The sequence below is a fragment of the Salmonella sp. 741265116_PST genome, assembly GCF_046567715.1.
Lineage (GTDB): Bacteria > Pseudomonadota > Gammaproteobacteria > Enterobacterales > Enterobacteriaceae > Salmonella > Salmonella enterica.
Genome location: NZ_JBKFPH010000007.1, coordinates 43,314 through 62,221, shown reverse-complemented (window position 1 = coordinate 62,221; position 18,908 = coordinate 43,314). Strand labels below are relative to the sequence as shown.

General features: G+C 55.0%; 17 protein-coding genes. 7 read left to right on the top strand and 10 right to left on the bottom strand.

The annotated features are described in order from the left end of the window. The first annotated feature begins 126 nt into the window (after positions 1 to 126). Entirely contained in the window at positions 127 to 2,367 is a 2,241-nt protein-coding gene (gene hypF, locus ACLD11_RS07010; protein WP_411014712.1) for a carbamoyltransferase HypF, read from the top strand. A gap of 96 nt (positions 2,368 to 2,463) precedes the next feature. Here the strand turns inward: hypF and norW are convergent, their stop codons facing one another. Then, positions 2,464 to 3,597 carry an NADH:flavorubredoxin reductase NorW gene (gene norW, locus ACLD11_RS07005; protein WP_411014711.1) on the bottom strand — a complete coding sequence of 378 codons (1,134 nt, stop codon included), beginning with the start codon at positions 3,595 to 3,597 and terminating at the stop codon, positions 2,464 to 2,466. After that, the gene (gene norV, locus ACLD11_RS07000) at positions 3,594 to 5,033 is read right to left on the bottom strand and encodes an anaerobic nitric oxide reductase flavorubredoxin (protein WP_411014710.1); all 1,440 of its coding nucleotides are present in this window, start codon (positions 5,031 to 5,033) and stop codon (positions 3,594 to 3,596) included. Before norV ends, norW begins: the two co-directional genes overlap by 4 nt. Before the next feature lie 184 nt (positions 5,034 to 5,217). Here norV and norR point away from each other — a divergent pair, with 184 nt between their 5' ends. Beyond that, positions 5,218 to 6,738, top strand: a complete 1,521-nt coding sequence (norR, locus tag ACLD11_RS06995) for a nitric oxide reductase transcriptional regulator NorR (protein ID WP_411014709.1) — start codon at positions 5,218 to 5,220, stop codon at positions 6,736 to 6,738. Here the strand turns inward: norR and gutQ are convergent. The 7 genes from gutQ to srlA all read right to left on the bottom strand — a co-directional run bounded on the left by gutQ (position 6,735) and on the right by srlA (position 11,796). Next, complete coding sequence (gene gutQ / locus ACLD11_RS06990) at positions 6,735 to 7,700, bottom strand: arabinose-5-phosphate isomerase GutQ (protein WP_411014708.1); 966 nt, start codon at positions 7,698 to 7,700, stop codon at positions 6,735 to 6,737. The genes norR and gutQ overlap by 4 nt on opposite strands. Then, complete coding sequence (gene srlR, locus ACLD11_RS06985; protein WP_183060267.1) at positions 7,693 to 8,466, bottom strand: glucitol operon DNA-binding transcriptional repressor SrlR; 774 nt, start codon at positions 8,464 to 8,466, stop codon at positions 7,693 to 7,695. Before srlR ends, gutQ begins: the two co-directional genes overlap by 8 nt. Before the next feature lie 197 nt (positions 8,467 to 8,663). Next, positions 8,664 to 9,023: a transcriptional regulator GutM gene (gutM, locus tag ACLD11_RS06980; protein ID WP_000255198.1), complete on the bottom strand. Its 360-nt coding sequence runs from the start codon at positions 9,021 to 9,023 to the stop codon at positions 8,664 to 8,666. 76 nt (positions 9,024 to 9,099) lie between these two features. After that, positions 9,100 to 9,879 carry a sorbitol-6-phosphate dehydrogenase gene (gene srlD / locus ACLD11_RS06975; RefSeq protein WP_001077372.1) on the bottom strand — a complete coding sequence of 260 codons (780 nt, stop codon included), beginning with the start codon at positions 9,877 to 9,879 and terminating at the stop codon, positions 9,100 to 9,102. Between the two features lie 11 nt (positions 9,880 to 9,890). Then, positions 9,891 to 10,253 carry a PTS glucitol/sorbitol transporter subunit IIA gene (gene srlB, locus ACLD11_RS06970; RefSeq protein WP_000111553.1) on the bottom strand — a complete coding sequence of 121 codons (363 nt, stop codon included), beginning with the start codon at positions 10,251 to 10,253 and terminating at the stop codon, positions 9,891 to 9,893. 11 nt (positions 10,254 to 10,264) lie between these two features. Next, on the bottom strand, positions 10,265 to 11,236 hold the full coding sequence (locus tag ACLD11_RS06965; RefSeq protein ID WP_183060269.1) for a PTS glucitol/sorbitol transporter subunit IIB: 972 nt from the start codon (positions 11,234 to 11,236) through the stop codon (positions 10,265 to 10,267). Beyond that, complete coding sequence (gene srlA / locus ACLD11_RS06960) at positions 11,233 to 11,796, bottom strand: PTS glucitol/sorbitol transporter subunit IIC (RefSeq protein ID WP_000573333.1); 564 nt, start codon at positions 11,794 to 11,796, stop codon at positions 11,233 to 11,235. Before srlA ends, ACLD11_RS06965 begins: the two co-directional genes overlap by 4 nt. A gap of 252 nt (positions 11,797 to 12,048) precedes the next feature. Here srlA and mltB point away from each other — a divergent pair, with 252 nt between their 5' ends. Next, positions 12,049 to 13,128 (top strand): lytic murein transglycosylase B, encoded by a 1,080-nt coding sequence (mltB, locus tag ACLD11_RS06955; protein WP_411014707.1) that lies wholly within the window; start codon positions 12,049 to 12,051, stop codon positions 13,126 to 13,128. Positions 13,129 to 13,170: 42 nt separating this feature from the next. Here mltB and ACLD11_RS06950 read toward each other — a convergent pair whose 3' ends face one another. Beyond that, positions 13,171 to 13,416 carry a hypothetical protein gene (locus ACLD11_RS06950; protein WP_411014706.1) on the bottom strand — a complete coding sequence of 82 codons (246 nt, stop codon included), beginning with the start codon at positions 13,414 to 13,416 and terminating at the stop codon, positions 13,171 to 13,173. A gap of 195 nt (positions 13,417 to 13,611) precedes the next feature. On the opposite strand from ACLD11_RS06950, the gene pncC reads away from it, so the two are divergent. The 4 genes from pncC to alaS all read left to right on the top strand — a co-directional run bounded on the left by pncC (position 13,612) and on the right by alaS (position 18,738). Beyond that, entirely contained in the window at positions 13,612 to 14,109 is a 498-nt protein-coding gene (gene pncC, locus ACLD11_RS06945; RefSeq protein WP_411014743.1) for a nicotinamide-nucleotide amidase, read from the top strand. Positions 14,110 to 14,193: 84 nt separating this feature from the next. Next, positions 14,194 to 15,255 carry a recombinase RecA gene (gene recA / locus ACLD11_RS06940; protein ID WP_000963150.1) on the top strand — a complete coding sequence of 354 codons (1,062 nt, stop codon included), beginning with the start codon at positions 14,194 to 14,196 and terminating at the stop codon, positions 15,253 to 15,255. A 116-nt stretch (positions 15,256 to 15,371) separates the two neighbouring features. Next, positions 15,372 to 15,872, top strand: coding sequence for a recombination regulator RecX (gene recX / locus ACLD11_RS06935; protein WP_001294867.1), 501 nt, complete (start codon positions 15,372 to 15,374; stop codon positions 15,870 to 15,872). 235 nt (positions 15,873 to 16,107) lie between these two features. Continuing rightward, the gene (alaS, locus tag ACLD11_RS06930) at positions 16,108 to 18,738 is read left to right on the top strand and encodes an alanine--tRNA ligase (protein ID WP_000047220.1); all 2,631 of its coding nucleotides are present in this window, start codon (positions 16,108 to 16,110) and stop codon (positions 18,736 to 18,738) included. The last annotated feature ends 170 nt before the right edge of the window (positions 18,739 to 18,908 follow it).

The window sequence follows — 18,908 nt, the reverse complement described above, 5'->3', positions numbered from 1 at the left end:
AATACGCCACAAAGCATTGCCGGATGGCGGCATCAATGCCTTATCCGGTCTACGGTCCGTGCGGTTGTAGGCCTGATAAGCGTCGCGCCATCAGGCATCCGGGTTCGATGATGGCGGGAAAATAAGATGGCGATAGACACACCTTCCGGCGTACAGCTACGCATTCGGGGCAAAGTACAGGGCGTCGGTTTTCGTCCTTTTGTCTGGCAGCTGGCGCAGCAGTTGCGATTACACGGCGACGTGTGTAATGACGGCGACGGCGTCGTCGTTCGGCTGCTGGAAGAGCCGTCGCAATTTATTGCCGCGCTCTATCAGGATTGCCCGCCGCTGGCGCGCATTGACAGCGTTGAACACGCGTCGTTGGTATGGGAGCGCGCACCGACGGATTTCGCCATTCGTCAGAGCGCAGGCGGTGCGATGAACACGCAAATCGTGCCGGATGCGGCGACCTGCCCGGCATGTCTTGCCGAGATGAATACCCCAGGCGAGCGGCGCTACCGTTATCCTTTCATCAATTGCACCCACTGCGGACCACGCTTTACCATTATTCGCGCTATGCCCTATGACCGACCATTTACGGTGATGGCGGCGTTTCCCTTGTGTCCGGAATGCGACAGCGAATACCGCGATCCGTACGATCGCCGTTTTCATGCCCAGCCCGTTGCCTGTCCGTCATGCGGGCCGCATCTTGAGTGGCGGAGCCAACATGAACGAGCGGAAAAAGAGGCGGCTTTGCAGGCGGCGGTCGCCCAACTGAACGCCGGAGGCATTATTGCCGTTAAAGGGCTGGGTGGTTTTCATCTGGCCTGCGATGCGCGCAACGATAACGCAGTGGCGATGCTGCGGGCGCGTAAACATCGCCCGGCGAAACCATTGGCGGTGATGTTGCCCACGGCGCAAACGCTGCCGAGCGCGGCGCGTTCGCTGCTGACCACGCCAGCGGCCCCGATTGTGCTGGTGGATAAGCAGTATGTGCCTTCGCTGGGTGAGGGCATCGCGCCAGGACTTACGGAAGTGGGCGTGATGCTGCCAGCCAACCCATTGCAACATCTCTTGTTGCAGGCGCTCAATTACCCGCTGGTGATGACATCCGGCAACCTGAGCGGCAGACCGCCCGCCATCACCAACGAACAGGCGCTGGACGATTTACACGATATTGCCGATGGTTTTCTGTTGCACAATCGCGACATTGTACAGCGTATGGACGACTCTGTCGTGCGCGACAGCGGCGAAATGCTGCGTCGTTCGCGGGGATACGTGCCGGACGCGATTGCGTTGCCGCCTGGATTTCGCGATGTGCCGCCGATACTTTGTCTGGGCGCGGATCTGAAAAACACGTTCTGTCTGGTACGCGGCGAACAGGCGGTTGTCAGCCAGCATTTGGGCGATCTCAGCGATGACGGTATCCAGGCGCAGTGGCGCGAGGCATTGCGTCTGATCCAGTCAATTTACGATTTTACCCCAGAGCGTATCGTCTGTGATGCGCATCCGGGCTATGTTTCCAGTCAGTGGGCCAGTGAGATGCGTCTGCCGACAGAGACGGTGCTACACCATCATGCCCATGCGGCGGCTTGCCTGGCCGAGCATGGTTGGCCGCTGGACGGCGGAGAGGTGATTGCCCTGACGGTAGACGGTATCGGCATGGGTGAGAATGGTGCGCTATGGGGCGGAGAATGTCTGCGGGTCAATTATCGCGAATGCGAACATTTAGGTGGTTTACCCGCCGTGGCGCTGCCGGGAGGCGATCTGGCTGCCAAACAGCCGTGGCGTAATCTGTTAGCGCAGTGCCTGCGCTTTGTGCCGGACTGGCAGGATTACCCGGAGACAGCGGGGCTGCAACAGCAAAACTGGAATGTCCTGGCGCGCGCCATTGAGCGCGGCGTCAATGCCCCGTTGGCCTCTTCCAGCGGGCGGTTGTTTGACGCGGTGGCTGCCGCGCTTCGCTGCGCGCCAGCATCGCTTAGCTATGAGGGCGAGGCCGCCTGCGCGCTGGAGGCGTTGGCCTCTCAATGCGCTAACGTTGAGCATCCGGTAACGATGCCGCTTAACGGCGCTCAACTGGACGTCGCCGTTTTCTGGCGGCAATGGTTGAACTGGCAGGCCACGCCCGCGCAACGCGCCTGGGCTTTTCATGATGCGCTGGCGTGCGGGTTTGCCACGCTAATGCGCCAGCAGGCTACGGCGCGGGGGATAACCACTCTGGTCTTCAGCGGCGGGGTGATACACAACCGCTTACTGCGCGCGCGTCTTGCCTTTTATCTTTCTGATTTTAAATTGTTATTTCCGCAGCGGTTACCAGCGGGCGACGGCGGGCTGTCGTTTGGACAGGGCGTGATTGCCGCAGCGCGAGCGTTAAGTGAAGTGTAGGGCGCCGGATGGCGGCTGCGCCTTATCCGGCCTGTAAATAGATGCTCACTCGTAGGCCGGATAAGACGCGAAGCGGCGCCATCCGGCATCACAGGCTTATACGGACAACGTTTTCAGCAGTGCAAAGGCCTCTTTCATGCGGTCTTCACTCACCACAAAGGCGCGTAGTTGGCCTTCTCCGCTCATGCCTTTGGCAATCATACCGTCAGATTCTGCGGTAATCTGCCAGCTCAAATCGCGGCGCTGAGTCTCTCCCGCCAGATGCAGCGGCAGTTCCGGCGTTTTGACTTTGACCAGCATCGCCGGTAGCTTCAGCGGCGCGTTGCCGCCAAACAGATTTTTCGCCAGGTACATCGCGCTTAACTGGATCGGTTGCAGGAAGGGCAGCACCTGACCGTTGATTTCCGCGCAATCGCCGATCGCATAAATATCCGGGTGACTGGTCTGTAGATAGCTATCCACGCAGACGCCGCGGTTGACGGCTACTCCGGCGCGGCGCGCCAGAGCGGTTTCCGGGCGTAAGCCGGTGGCGGCAATCACCGCATCGACCTCAATACTATGCTGGCTTACCAGCGTAGCGCGGATACCGGCTTCGGTTTTCTCCAGTTTTTGCAACTGCGATTTCAGCAGCAGATGCACCCCCATATCGGTCAGGTGATGCTGTAAGCGACTACTCACTTCCGGTGGCATCAGTGAGGCGAGAAGGCTGGCGGCGTTATCCATCAGCGTTACCGTTTTTCCGGCGCGGCAGAAATCCATCGCTAATTCACTGCCAATGAGACCGCCGCCGACAATCAGCACTCGCTGCGCGTCGCGCAGTTGTGTCTCACAGGCGCGGTACTCCTGCTGGCTATTCAAAGTAAGCATTAACTCACGTCCTGCAATCGGCGGCACAAAGGCTGTCGCCCCGGTTGCCAGTACCAGCTTGTCGTACTGCCACTGCTTATCCTGACTTTTCACCACATGGGCATCGGCATCAATGTCAGCAACCCAGGTATGCGGGAACAGTCGCAGATTAAACTGTTCAGCAAATTCCCCCGCTAACTGGCGGGTGAGATCATCGGCGCGCTGCGACTGGCTGATAACGTAGCTGAGATCGGGCTTGTTGTACTCATCCATGCTGTCTGCCGCAATCAGAGTTAACGGCACATGCGCATCTTGTTTACGGATATTTTTGACGAGCTGGCGGGCGGCGAAGCCCGACCCAATAATGATGATCCCCCGACTCATTTTGCCTCCGTCGCCAGTACGTCGAACACGTCTTTACCTAATGAACATTCCGGGCACAGGAAGTTATCCGGCACGTCGCTCCACGGCGTACCCGGCGCGACATCCTGCAACGGCTCGCCCTGCGCAGGGTCGTAAATCCACTGGCATACGCTGCATTGCATTTTAGGGCCGAGGTCTGCGGCGGCGCAGGTTGTGGTTTCTTCGACTGGCGCGGTTTTCTGTGTGGTTTCCGGCAGCGGAGCAAGCGCCCACTGACGCGCGATGTCGCGACCATGCTGACGGCACAGCTCCAGCGCATCCAGATCCGGACGCCATTTCGCTTTCAGGCTCAGGGACATTTCAAAACCGGCATCCTGTAAGCGCGTGGACAGTCGATCCACCGCGCCGCCGCTCCAGCCATGAGAACCGAAGGCGCTGGCGCGTTTGTTGCGAAAGCGCAGGCCGGTCATCTCTTCCACCAGACCAGCGATTTTCGGCATCATCACGTTGTTCATGGTAGAAGTGCCGACCAGCACGCCTTTCGAACGGAAGACGTTGGTCAATATTTCATTTTTATCGCTGCGGGCGACGTTAAAGATTTTTACCGCCACGTTGGGGTCCACTTCATTGATACCCTGTGCGATGGCATCCGCCATCATGCGAGTATTGTTCGACATGGTATCGTAGAAAATAGTGATACGATCTTCCTGATAATCTGCCGCCCATTTCAGATACAGTTCCACGATTTGCGTTGGGTTGTCGCGCCATACCACGCCGTGTGAGGTGGCAATCATATCCACCGGCAGATTGAAGCCGAGGATTTCGGTAATTTTTGGCGTTACCAGACGGCTGAACGGCGTCAGGATATTGGCGTAGTAGCGCTGGCATTGTTCAAACAGTTCGGTTTGGTCCACTTCATCATTGAACAGGCGCTCGTCGCAGTAGTGCTGACCAAAGGCGTCGTTGCTGAATAACACCGCGTCGCCGGTCATATAGGTCATCATGCTGTCCGGCCAGTGCAGCATCGGCGTTTCCACGAAGATCAACTGCTTGCCGTTGCCGATATCCAGCGTATCGCCGGTTTTCACCACCTTAAAATTCCATTCCGGGTGATGGTGATGGCCGTTGATAGAATCAATGGCGTTGGCGGTACAATAGATAGGTGTGTCCGGGATCTGCGCCATCAGTTCGGTCAGCGCGCCCGCATGGTCTTCTTCGGCATGGTTAATGATGATGTAGTCGATATCCGCGAGGTCGATTTCACTGCGCAGGTTTTGCACAAACTCACGGCTAAACTTATGATCGACGGTATCGATCAGCACATTCTTTTCTTCACGAATGAGATAGCTGTTATAGCTGCTGCCGCGCAGAGTTTTGTATTCAGTGCCGTGAAAATTACGTACTTCCCAGTCGCGCTGGCCAACCCAATGAATATTATTTTTAACCAGAATAGACATAACCACCTCAATTCATTCAATGTTTGCAAAAAGTTGTTTTGCTTATTGCAGGTAGCGTGCCAATTTTACATCTTATTGATTTATATGGATTTATAATAATTTGTATTTTTGGTATAGTCAAAAAGACTATAAATGATGCTGTCAATATGACACTATAGGTTGTCAAAATGACAATGAGGTAATCATGAGTTTTTCCGTGGAGGTATTGGCGGGCATCGCCATTGAGTTACAACGCGGTATTGGGCATCAGGATCGTTTTCAGCGGCTGATTACTACGCTGCGTCAGGTGCTGGCGTGTGACGCCTCGGCGCTGCTGCGCTATGAATCACGACAATTTATTCCACTGGCGATTGATGGCCTGGCGCAGGACGTCCTCGGCAGACGTTTTACCCTGGAAGGCCATCCGCGCCTGGAAGCCATCGCCCGCGCGGGGGACGTGGTGCGTTTTCCGGCTGATAGCGATTTACCCGATCCGTATGACGGGTTAATTCCCGGACAGGAAAGCCTGAAAGTCCACGCCTGTGTTGGTCTGCCGCTGTTTGCCGGACAGAACCTCATCGGTGCGCTGACCCTTGATGCTATGACGCCGGAGCAGTTCGAGGTATTTAGCGATGAAGAACTACGGCTTGTCGCCGCGCTGGCCGCCGGGGCATTGAGTAATGCGCTGTTAATTGAACAACTGGAAAGCCAGAACATGCTGCCGGGGTCGTCAGACGTGTTTGAGCCGATAAAAGAGACGCACATGATCGGCCTGTCGCCGGCGATGACGCAGTTGAAAAAAGAGATCGAGATTGTGGCGGGCTCCGATCTTAACGTGCTGATCGGCGGTGAAACGGGGACCGGTAAAGAGCTGGTGGCGAAAGCTATTCACAAGGGCTCCCCCAGAGCGGTCAATCCGCTGGTCTATCTCAACTGCGCCGCGCTGCCGGAAAGCGTGGCGGAGAGCGAGTTGTTTGGCCATGTAAAAGGGGCTTTTACCGGGGCTATCAGCCACCGTAGCGGAAAGTTCGAAATGGCAGATAACGGTACGCTGTTTCTGGATGAGATTGGTGAACTGTCGCTGGCGCTACAGGCCAAACTACTTCGCGTGTTGCAGTATGGCGATATTCAGCGCGTCGGTGACGATCGTAGCCTGCGCGTGGATGTGCGGGTGTTGGCGGCGACCAACCGTGACCTGCGTGAAGAGGTGCTGGCGGGGCGCTTTCGCGCCGATCTGTTCCATCGCCTGAGCGTTTTCCCGCTCTTTGTGCCACCGCTGCGCGAGCGCGGCGATGATGTGGTGCTGCTGGCGGGCTATTTTTGCGAGCAGTGCCGACTGCGGCTGGGGCTGTCCCGCGTGGTGCTGAGTCCCGGCGCGCGCCGCCATTTGCTCAACTATGGCTGGCCGGGCAACGTCCGGGAGCTGGAACATGCCATTCACCGTGCGGTTGTACTGGCGAGAGCGACCCGGGCAGGGGATGAGGTGGTACTGGAGGCGCAGCATTTTGCCTTGTCAGAGGACGTTTTACCCGCGCCGCCTGCGGAAAGCTTTCTGGCGCTGCCGACTTGCCGCAATTTGCGCGAATCGACGGAGAACTTCCAGCGAGAGATGATTCGCCAGGCGCTGGCGCAAAATAATCATAACTGGGCGGCCAGCGCGCGGGCGCTGGAAACCGACGTCGCCAACCTGCATCGGCTGGCGAAGCGTCTGGGATTGAAGGATTAGATAATCCCCGCCTGGTAGAAATCCTGCAGGTTAATGGCACCGGTGAGTTTGCCGTTTTCATCGACCACCGGCGCGGCGGTAATTTTGCGTTTCATCAGGAGCTCTTTGGCGTCAATGGCGCGGCTTTGCGCCTGGAGCGTAATACCGTTGGGCGTCATGGCTTCGCTTACCGGCGTGGTGAGCGCGCCGCCGCCCACCAGCCAGCGACGCAGGTCGCCGTCGGTAAAGACGCCTTTCACAACATGTTGCTCATCGCAAACCGCCACCAGCCCCAGCCCGGTACGGCTAAGTTCCAGCATGGCATCCATCACGCTGGTGGCGAGCATCACCTGCGGTATTGCATCGCCCTGGCGCATCAGGTGATGCACATTATTGAGCAAACGCGCGCCCAGTGCGCCAGCCGGATGCGAACGGGCGAAATCTTCTTCGTTAAAACCGCGCGCCTGCATGACCGCCATCGCCAGCGCATCGCCCATCATCAGCGTATTGACGGTACTGGACGTTGGTGCCAGATGCATCGGGCAGGCTTCACGCTCGACGGAAATATCCAGAACGGCTTTTGCCGCTCGCCCCAGCGGAGAGTGAGGTTTACCGGTCATCGCCAGCAGCGCGACGGATTTATCTTCCAGACGCGGGATGATGAGGTCGAGTTCTTTTGCGCCGCCGGAATAGGAGATAAATAACATCACGTCGCGGCTTTCAATCATCCCCAGATCGCCATGCAGTGCTTCCGCCGGATGAACAAAAAAAGCGGGAGTACCGGTACTGGCAAGCGTCGCGGCGATTTTTTTACCAATATGACCTGACTTGCCAATGCCGGAAACGATCACTTTGCCTTCACAGTGAATAATGATATTGGCGGCACGGACAAAATCATCGCCCAGACGCTCCGGCAGACGGCTGGCTTCCTGTAGCTCCAGCATTAAGGTCTGACGGCCCGCGTTTAGTAGTGCATTACTCATTGCTTTCTCCGGTTATGATTACTTCAATCCCTTTTGCTTCCAGCGCCTGACGAAATGCCGGATCGATCCCCGCGTCCGTGATCAGTTTGTCGACACTTTCCAGACTGCATACCACATTGGGGCTTTTACGACCAAATTTTGAGGAGTCCGCCATCAGAATCACCTCGCGTGCTGCATTGCACATTGCCTTACTGACGGTGTAAACCTCATTGAATGTGGTCACACCGACGTTCAGGTCAATACCGTCAGTTCCCATGAAAAGTTTATCAAAGCTGAATTGCTCAAAGGCGTTTTCCGCCAGTTGACCGTGAAACGACGCCGATTTTTTACGGAAGGTACCGCCGGGCATCAGGATAGTTTGTTCGTTGTCCAGTTCCGATAGCGCGTTGACAATATGGAGGCTGTTGGTCATCACCGTGATGTTGCTAAAACGCGAAAGCAGCGGCACCATCTGTAACACGGTACTTCCGGCGTCCAGAATAATGGAATCGCCATCATGGATATATTTTACGGCGGCTGCGGCTATCAGCGCTTTTTTGTGGGTGTTGATAAGCGTTTTGTGATCAATAGGCGGATCGGACTCTTCTTTATTCAACACCACGCCGCCATAGGTGCGGATGACGGTTCCGGCATTTTCCAGAATGACCAGATCTTTACGGATAGTGGTGCCTGTCGTGTCAAAGTACTGGGCCAGTTCTTCAACCGAGCATTTTCCCTGTTTTTGCAGGTGCTCCAGAATCGCGGCCTGACGCTGACGAGGTTTCATAGGCGTGATTACCCTGACTTATGTATTTACCCGTCATACTTCACGCTGCATGTGCGTTGGCTTTCCTCGCTCACCCCGGTCACGTACTGATGTACGCTCCTGGGATTCACTGCGTCGCCGCCTTCCTGCAACTCGAATTATTTAGGGTATTGGTTGCAAAATGATAATTTCGCAAGCTATACGCATTCACAACGAAATTACCCATGTTTCAGTTTAAGCGCCAATGATAGTGCATTCTGCGCGAGCGAATCATGGGGAAAGATCACATCAGGCTGTAATTCATGCAAATGTTTTCCTTGCATTGCGGCAATTTTAACCGGTCTGGCGAATACCGTAAGGCCTTTCATCAATAAAGTGTCCGTCACCCGCTGCTGTTCGTCCAGCGCCACGGCAACCACCACCCGGGGCTTAAAACGCCCGCCGGAGCGCCCGACGCCGACCCGTCCCTGTTGGCTAAGTTTATCGAAAGCCCGATTAAAGCGGGAAATCTGCCAGCCGCCCAGCGCCAGTTGTGCACACCAGGCGATAACGGCGACGGTAATCAGAGTGGAAACCATAATGTGCTCCTGTTGTTTTGCCTGATGGCGGCGTAACCGTCTTATCCGGCTTACGGCGCCATCCGGCAATTCACGGTCAGAACATCACTTGACCGCCGGTTACGTTGATCGACTGCCCGGTGCAATAAGACGCTTTCGGGCTGGCATAAAATAGCAGCATGTTCAGCACATCCTGATAATCACACCCGCGTTTGAGCGGTACCTTATCAATGTAATACTGCTCCACCTCGTCGGGCTTAATGCCCAGTTTAGTGGCGTATTGCGGCAGCAGTGACTGGAACATTGGCGATTTCAACAGGTTGCCGAGCATCAACGAGTGTACGGTAATGCCGTATTCCGCCAGATCCAGCGCCAGAGACTGGGTTAACCCCACGCCGCCGAATTTCGCCGCGCTGTAGCCGGAGTTGTGTTTACTGCCCACTTTGCCGGATTTAGAGTTAATCTGAATAATGCGCCCCTGAATGCCGTCGCGGATCATCAGGCGGGAAAACTCCCGGGCGCAGAGGAAATAGCCCACCAGATTCACCTGTAGCGAGCGGTCAAAATCGCCCAACTGGAAATCGCTGATAAACGCCGCTTTGGCGATACCCGCGCTGTAAACCAGCAGATCGACGCGCCCGAAAATCTCGTCTACGCCGCGGGACAGCGCCAGCACGCTCTGCTCGCTGGTGGCGTCGGCACCAAAACCGTACGCCATACCTTCGCCAAAATCGGCGTTAATTTCCTGGGCGACATTCGCGGCTTTATCGCTTTGAATATCAACCACCGCCACGCGGTATCCTTCTTCTGCAAGCCCACGGCAAAGGAATGCCCCCAGGGTCTGGCCTCCGCCAATGACAACGGCAACTTGATTCATGTTTTTTCTCCTTAAGCGACAAACGTCAAAATACAGCCCGGCGCGATATCGTCCGGTACAGGCCCCGCAACGTGTACGGTGCCGGGAAATTCCGCTTCGCGCAGACCATCGAAGCGCAAAGTGATATGCCCCAGTTCACGCAGGTTTTGCTCGGCTACGCTGCCGACCGCCGTGACCGGATAGCAATGTTGGCCCAATTCACACCGCGCGCCAGGCTGCAGCGCGCCGGTCAGTTCGCCATGACAATGGATGAAGCAAAATTCTTCGATATCCGCCGGCGCGCCTTCCCGAAACGTAATCAGCATCTGTTCGCCGAGCGCCTCCTTCGCGCTCTGGCCGATACGGGTGATGGTGGTTTGATAAATCACGCTCATGTCTGAACCTCTTATTGATAGATAAAGCCGGAAACAAACCAGGCGATAAGTACCGTGGGCGCGCCAGTCAGGAAGCGTCCGACCAGCACAGAAGGTACGCCGACGCGAACGGTGTCTTGTTTCGCTTCCGCCAGCGACAGGCCGACCGGGATAAAGTCGCAGGCCGCCTGCGCGTTAATCGCGAACAGGGCGGGAAGCGCCAGATGCGGGGGGATATTGCCCAGGCCTATCTGAACGCCAATCAGGACGCCAATGACCTGAGCGATAACCGCGCCAGGGCCGAGAAAGGGCGACAGCAGTGGGAAAGAGCAGATCAATGCCAGCGTCACTAGCCCCAGTGGATGGCTGGCTAATGGCGCCAGGCCGTGGGCGATCCAGTCGCCAAGACCTGAGGCCATAATGATGCCGATCAGCGCCGAAACGAACGCCATAAACGGCAGGATTGTTTTCAGGACCGTATCAATGGTGTCGCGACCGGACTGGAACAGTACCGCCACGGCGGAGCCCATTCCCATACCGACTTTTGCCAGCAGCCCGTCACTCTGTTCGGTGATTTTTTTGCTGGTGTCGTAGTCACGTCCTGATGTCGTTTTGGCAGGCTGAGGACTGGCAGGCGTTTCGCCGACAAGAGTAATGTTTTCTTCTTTTACGCCGGAGACATAAATATCCTCAACAATATACTGCGCCAGTGGGCCGGACTTACCCGTCGAGTGAATATTAATGGTTGGAATCCGGCGTTTCGGATAGATACCGCAGCGCAGCGTACCGCCGCAGTCGATAATGGCCGCGCCGATCTCCGCTTCCGGCGGTTCGCCTTCTTTAAAGCCGTCCACCGCTTGCCAGCCTGTTAGTTGCGCCAGTTTGTCGACGATCGCCGGGCGCGTACCGGCTGTGATATAGACGATCTTTTTGCCTGGCGTAACGTCCAGTTCAAGCGGGCCGCCCCAGCCGCCGGCGCCTTTCTCAATACGAACCCGTGTCATGATACCGCTCCTGTCAGATGAACTTTCTGCTCAAGTTGAATCCCCATTTTTTTCTCAAAAATAGCGGTGGTGAGATCGGTTACCCAACCGCGGAAGAAGTTCGTCACCAGACCTACCAGCAGATAGCTCACCGCGAGCGGGCCGAGAGGAAGCCCTAACGTGGTGAGTCCGCTGGCGATACCCAGATAAACAAACAGTTCGCCGGGATTGATATGCGGAAACAGACCGTTCATGGAGTGACAGCTATAGGAGGCCGCCGCGTAATAGCTCGGCTTGTACTTCTCCGGCATAAAGCGTCCCAGACTCAGGGTCATCGGATTACAAAAAACAAACGTCCCGATACACGGTAAAAGCAGGTAACGAGATAGCGGATTTCCGGCGCAACGTTGGGCAAAACGCTCAATACGCTGCTGGCCGATAAAATTGATGAGCGCATTCATGATAACCAGCAGGCTTATCAGTAGCGGAAGAATACCTGTCACCATACCGGTAAACACCTCTCCGCCTTTCTGGAATAACCCGATGAACCACTCCGCACCATGTGTAATGGTTTCGATCATTGTTCTCTCCTGTAGGGTTTTTAGTTTTCTTGCTAATTTCCTATTCATTTTAATCATGTTGAAAGATTCAAAAGTGTTATTGTGATCGCAAAATAAAAGAAAAATATTTTAAGTTGAAAGTTTGTGGGGTGAGGGAGCAGATATAAACTGAAAAGAGGAGAAAGGTGATTTATTCTCTTGTGCCGCTTCCTTGTGCGGCGGGGGATGCTTTACCATACTTCTCCCTGGCTGAATTTGTTTAATGGATGTCTCATGTTCAAGCGTCGTTATGTAGCGTTACTTCCACTTTGCGTATTGCTTGCTGCCTGTAGCAGCACGCCAAAATCTTCCGAGACTCAAGCGACGACGGGCACGTCTTCCGGCGGCTTCCTGCTTGAGCCGCAGCATAACGTCATGCAAATGGGCGGCGACTTCGCCAACAACCCTCATGCGCAGCAGTTCATTGATAACATGGTCAGTAAACACGGTTTCGACCGTCAGCAGCTGCAGGAGATCCTCTCGCAGTCTAAAAGACTGGATTACGTCCTGCGTCTGATGGACAGACAAGCGCCGACCACTCAGCCGCCCGCCGGACCAAATGGCGCCTGGCTGCGCTATCGCAAACAATTTATTACGCCGGATAACGTGCAAAACGGCGTCGTGTTCTGGAATCAGTATGAAGACGCGCTGAACCGCGCCTGGCAGGTATACGGCGTACCGCCGGAAATCATCGTGGGGATTATCGGCGTGGAAACCCGCTGGGGACGTATCATGGGGAAAACGCGGATTCTGGACGCGCTGGCGACGCTGTCATTTAACTATCCGCGCCGGGCGGAATATTTCTCCGGCGAGCTGGAAACGTTCCTGCTCATGGCGCGCGATGAGCAAGACGATCCGCTCAATCTGAAAGGTTCCTTTGCGGGTGCGATGGGCTACGGCCAGTTTATGCCATCTTCCTATAAAGAATATGCGGTCGATTTCAATGGCGATGGGCACATTAACTTGTGGGATCCGGTAGATGCCATCGGCAGTGTGGCGAACTACTTCAAGGCGCATGGTTGGGTGAAAGGCGATACGGTTGCGGTGCCGGCGAATGGTCAGGCGCCGGGACTGGCGAATGGTTTCAAAACAAAATACAGCCTCTCTCAGCTTGCCGCCGCAGGCTTAACGCCGCAGCAATCGTTGGGCAATCATCAGGAAGCCAGCCTGCTGCGTCTGGATATCGGTACGGGCTACCAGTACTGGTACGGCCTGCCGAACTTCTACACCATTACCCGATATAACCACAGCACGCATTATGCGATGGCGGTTTGGCAACTGGGGCAGGCGGTAGCGCTGGCGCGGGTGCGCTAATTTACGCTTAGGGAGGGGAGCCCCCCCTCCGCTATTATTATATTATGGCTTGTTGGGCTGATTCTCTGCCTGCAAGTGGGATATCTTCTTTGATAGGGCCAGACTATATCCCAGACATCCCAGGCCTAAGATAATTTGACCGCCGTCATACGGTTCAAAATAGCCTGACGACAATATATTCAGTACTCCCATTCCTAATGAACATACTCCACCCACAATTAACCACAGCCGTAGTTGACAGGTTTGTTTCAGTTTGTGCTGTGTGCTTTCCGTTTTTTTGAGTGACATCCTTGCTTTCTCTCCGTGCGTGTAAATTTAGCGACATGGTACTGCTATTTAGTCATGTGCTACCTCATTTCATTCTGCATAAATAACCTGCTGGCATTTTTTCGGAATCCGACTCGTAAAATCGACTGCTCGTCCCCACCTCTGGTGAGAAAGTGCTATCTTGTGCGGCAGGATTTCTAACTGACAGAGGTCATGATGACTGACAGTGAACTGATGCGGCTTAGCGAACAGGTCGGACTGGCGTTAAAAGCGTGCGGGGCGACCGTAACGACAGCAGAGTCCTGTACCGGCGGCTGGCTGGCGAAAGCCATTACCGACATCGCCGGAAGCTCCGCCTGGTTTGAACGCGGCTTTGTCACCTATAGTAATGAAGCCAAAGCGCAGATGATTGGCGTGCGTGAAGAGACCCTGGCGCAGCATGGCGCGGTCAGCGAACCCGTAGTGGTCGAAATGGCGATCGGGGCGCTGAAGGCCGCTCGCGCCGATTTTGCTGTCGCTATTAGCGGGATTGCCGGGCCGGATGGCGGCAGTGAAGAAAAGCCGGTTGGTACGGTGTGGTTTGCTTTCGCCAGCGTCAGCGGAGAAGGGATTACGCGTCAGGAATGCTTCAACGGCGACCGTGAATCGGTGCGTCGACAGGCGACGACGTACGCGCTACACACCCTGTGGCAACAATTTCTACAAAACACTTGATACTGTATGAGCATACAGTATAATTGCTTCAACAGTACGAATTCACTATCCGGTTCAATACCAAGTTGCATGACAGGAGTAATAATGGCTATCGACGAAAACAAACAGAAAGCGTTGGCGGCAGCACTGGGCCAAATTGAAAAGCAATTTGGTAAAGGCTCCATCATGCGTCTGGGTGAAGACCGTTCTATGGATGTGGAAACTATCTCCACCGGTTCGCTTTCACTGGACATCGCACTCGGTGCGGGCGGTCTGCCGATGGGGCGTATCGTCGAAATTTACGGGCCGGAATCTTCCGGTAAAACGACCCTGACGCTACAGGTGATTGCCGCTGCGCAGCGTGAAGGTAAAACCTGTGCGTTTATCGATGCGGAACACGCGCTTGACCCTGTTTACGCACGCAAGCTGGGCGTCGATATCGATAACCTGCTCTGTTCTCAGCCGGATACCGGCGAGCAGGCGCTGGAAATCTGTGACGCGCTGGCGCGTTCAGGCGCGGTGGACGTCATTGTGGTCGACTCCGTAGCGGCGCTAACGCCGAAAGCGGAAATCGAAGGCGAAATCGGCGACTCTCATATGGGCCTCGCGGCGCGTATGATGAGCCAGGCGATGCGTAAGCTGGCGGGGAACCTGAAACAGTCCAACACGCTGTTGATTTTCATCAACCAGATTCGTATGAAGATTGGCGTGATGTTCGGTAACCCGGAAACCACCACCGGCGGTAACGCGCTGAAATTCTACGCCTCTGTTCGTCTTGATATCCGTCGTATTGGCGCGGTGAAAGAGGGCGATAATGTCGTGGGTAGCGAAACGCGTGTGAAAGTGGTGAAAAACAAAATCGCCGCGCCGTTTAAGCAGGCCGAGTTCCAGATCCTCTACGGCGAAGGCATCAACTTCTATGGCGAACTGGTTGACCTGGGCGTGAAAGAGAAGCTGATCGAGAAAGCGGGCGCATGGTACAGCTACAACGGCGAGAAGATTGGCCAGGGTAAAGCGAACGCGACTACCTGGCTGAAAGAGAACCCGGCGACAGCGAAAGAGATTGAGAAAAGGGTTCGTGAATTACTGTTGAGTAATCAGAATGCCACGCCCGATTTCGCCGTTGACGATAGCGAAGGCGTTGCCGAAACCAACGAAGATTTTTAATCATCAGGTGATGGTGGGTCGGACAAAACGAAGCCGCCATTCAGCAAAACGTTAAATTACCATCAAGGGCTGCATTTATGCGGCCCTTTTGGCATTTCTCCCTGTTAAGGTTTTTTATGAGTGAACCCACATCGCGCCGTCCCGCTTATGCTCGTCTCCTTGATCGTGCGGTACGTATTCTTGCTGTCCGCGATCACAGCGAGCAGGAATTACGGCGTAAACTCTCCGCGCCGGTGATGGGCAAAAATGGGCCGGAAGAGATTGATGCGACGGCAGACGATTATGAACGCGTGATCGCCTGGTGCCACGAACATCGCTATCTTGATGACGAGCGCTTCGTGATGCGCTTTATCGCCAGTCGTAGCCGCAAAGGTTATGGCCCGGCGCGTATTCGCCAGGAGTTGAATCAGAAAGGCATTTCCCGTGAATCGACTGAAAAAGCAATGCGAGAATGTGAAATTGACTGGAGTGAAATGGCACGTGAACAGGCCATTCGCAAATATGGCGAGCCGCTCCCTTCAAACTTTTCAGAAAAGGTTAAGGTACAGCGCTTTTTGCTCTATCGCGGGTATCTGATGGACGATATCCAGCAAATATGGCGAAATTTTGCAGATTGAGCGCATACGGGATTTTACTTCCCGGTAAAGAAAACTTATCTTATTCCCACTTTTTCCGTCTGGACGCGGGTTGCTTAACGGCGAACAGCGTCTGCGACGAATATTCCTTAAATACACAAAATCATTCAAGCCGCATCAAAGCGGCAAGTGAGCCTCGGGAACGCGTGACCGGGAAACTCGCAGCCAACGCAGAGGCGGCCTGAAGGATGAAGTGTAGCTTGATTTCAGGATAATTATGAGCAAGAGCACCGCTGAGATCCGTCAGGCGTTTCTCGACTTTTTCCATAGTAAAGGGCATCAGGTAGTTGCCAGCAGTTCCCTGGTGCCTAACAATGACCCCACTCTGTTGTTTACCAATGCCGGGATGAACCAGTTCAAGGATGTTTTCCTTGGGCTCGATAAACGTAATTATTCCCGTGCAACCACTTCCCAGCGTTGCGTACGCGCGGGGGGTAAACACAACGATCTGGAAAACGTCGGATACACTGCACGTCACCATACTTTCTTCGAAATGCTGGGCAACTTCAGCTTCGGCGATTACTTCAAACACGACGCCATTCAGTTCGCATGGGAATTACTGACCGGTGAAAACTGGTTTGCTCTGCCAAAAGAGCGTTTATGGGTCACCGTCTATGAAACCGACGACGAAGCCTATGAGATCTGGGAAAAAGAAGTCGGCATCCCGCGCGAGCGTATCATCCGTATCGGCGACAATAAAGGCGCGCCATACGCATCGGATAACTTCTGGCAGATGGGTGATACCGGTCCCTGCGGTCCGTGCACCGAAATCTTCTACGATCATGGCGACCACATCTGGGGCGGCCCTCCGGGAAGCCCGGAAGAAGACGGCGATCGCTATATTGAGATCTGGAACATCGTCTTTATGCAGTTCAACCGTCAGGCTGACGGGACTATGGAACCATTGCCGAAACCGTCTGTAGATACCGGTATGGGGCTGGAGCGTATTGCCGCGGTACTGCAACACGTTAACTCTAACTATGATATCGACCTGTTCCGCACGTTGATTGAAGCGGTAGCGAAAGTCACCGGCGCCACCGATCTGGGTAATAAATCGCTGCGCGTTATCGCCGACCACATCCGTTCCTGCGCATTCCTGGTTGCCGATGGCGTGCTGCCGTCGAATGAAAACCGTGGCTATGTGCTGCGTCGCATTATTCGTCGCGCGGTTCGTCACGGCAACATGCTGGGCGCGAAAGAGACCTTCTTCTACAAGCTGGTTGGGCCGCTGATTGAGGTAATGGGCTCCGCAGGCGAAGAGTTGAAACGTCAGCAGGCGCAGGTCGAGCAGGTTCTGAAAACGGAAGAAGAGCAGTTCGCCCGTACGCTGGAGCGCGGTCTGGCGCTGCTGGATGAAGAACTGGCGAAATTGCAGGGCGACACCCTGGACGGCGAAACCGCTTTCCGTCTGTATGATACTTATGGTTTCCCGGTCGATCTAACGGCGGACGTCTGCCGTGAGCGCAACATCAAAGTCGACGAAGCCGGTTTTGAAGCCGCTATGGAAGAGCAACGCCGTCGTGCGCGCGAAGCTAGCGGTTTTGGCGCGGACTACAACGCGATGATCCGCGTTGATAGCGCTTCTGAATTTAAAGGTTATGACCATCTGGAACTGAACGGCAAAGTGACTGCGCTGTTTGTCGATGGTAAAGCGGTTGAAGCGATTAACGCGGGACAGGAAGCTGTTGTCGTGCTGGATCAGACCCCATTCTATGCGGAATCAGGCGGTCAGGTTGGCGATAAAGGCGAGCTGAAAGGCGCTGGATTTACTTTCGCTGTGGACGACACGCAAAAATATGGTCAGGCGATTGGTCATATCGGCAAATTGTCTGCGGGCGCTCTGAAAGTGGGCGATGCGGTACAGGCTGACGTAGATGAAGCGCGCCGCGCACGTATCCGTCTGAACCACTCCGCCACGCACCTGATGCACGCGGCGTTGCGCCAGGTGCTTGGGACACACGTTGCGCAGAAAGGTTCGCTGGTTAGCGATAAAGTGCTGCGCTTCGACTTCTCGCACAATGAAGCGATGAAGCCGTCGGAGATTCGTCAGGTTGAAGATTTGGTGAATGCGCAAATTCGCCGCAACCTGCCGATTGAAACGAACATCATGGATCTCGACGCGGCGAAGGCGAAAGGGGCCATGGCGCTGTTTGGCGAGAAATATGACGAACGTGTACGCGTTCTGAGCATGGGCGATTTCTCTACCGAACTGTGCGGCGGTACTCACGCCAGTCGTACCGGTGATATCGGTCTATTCCGTATTATCTCTGAGTCCGGCACCGCAGCGGGCATTCGTCGTATTGAGGCGGTAACCGGTGAAGGCGCTATGGCCACCGTTCACGCGCAAAGCGATCGTTTAAACGATATTGCGCATCTGCTGAAGGGCGACAGCCAGAATTTGGGCGACAAAGTGCGTGCCGTGCTGGAACGTACACGTCAGCTGGAAAAAGAGTTGCAGCAGTTGAAGGACCAGGCCGCAGCGCAGGAGAGTGCAAATCTTTCCAGTAAAGCGGTCGATCTCAACGGCGTGAAGCTCCTGGTCAGCGAGCTTGCTGGTATTGAGCCGAAAATGCTGCGAACCATGGTTGATGATCTGAAAAATCAACTGGGGTCTACCGTTATCGTACTGGCAACGGTTGTTGAAGGTAAGGTTTCTCTGATTGCTGGCGTGTCGAAGGATGTGACCGACCGGGTTAAAGCAGGGGAATTGATTGGTATGGTCGCTCAGCAGGTGGGCGGTAAGGGTGGCGGTCGTCCGGACATGGCGCAAGCCGGTGGTACGGATGCGGCAGCTCTGCCTGCAGCGTTAGCCAGTGTACAAGGCTGGGTCAGCGCAAAATTGCAATAATTATAAGCGTTCGTTGGCGCCGCAGCCCGTGCTGCGGCGTTTACGTCAACGCTATCGACAACGATAAAGTCAGGTTGAAGTTTTGTATATCGGCTAAACTTAGGTTTAACAGAATGTAATGCCATGACTGCTTACACCTAAGGTGTTTGTCATCGCTTACTTTTTGGCGT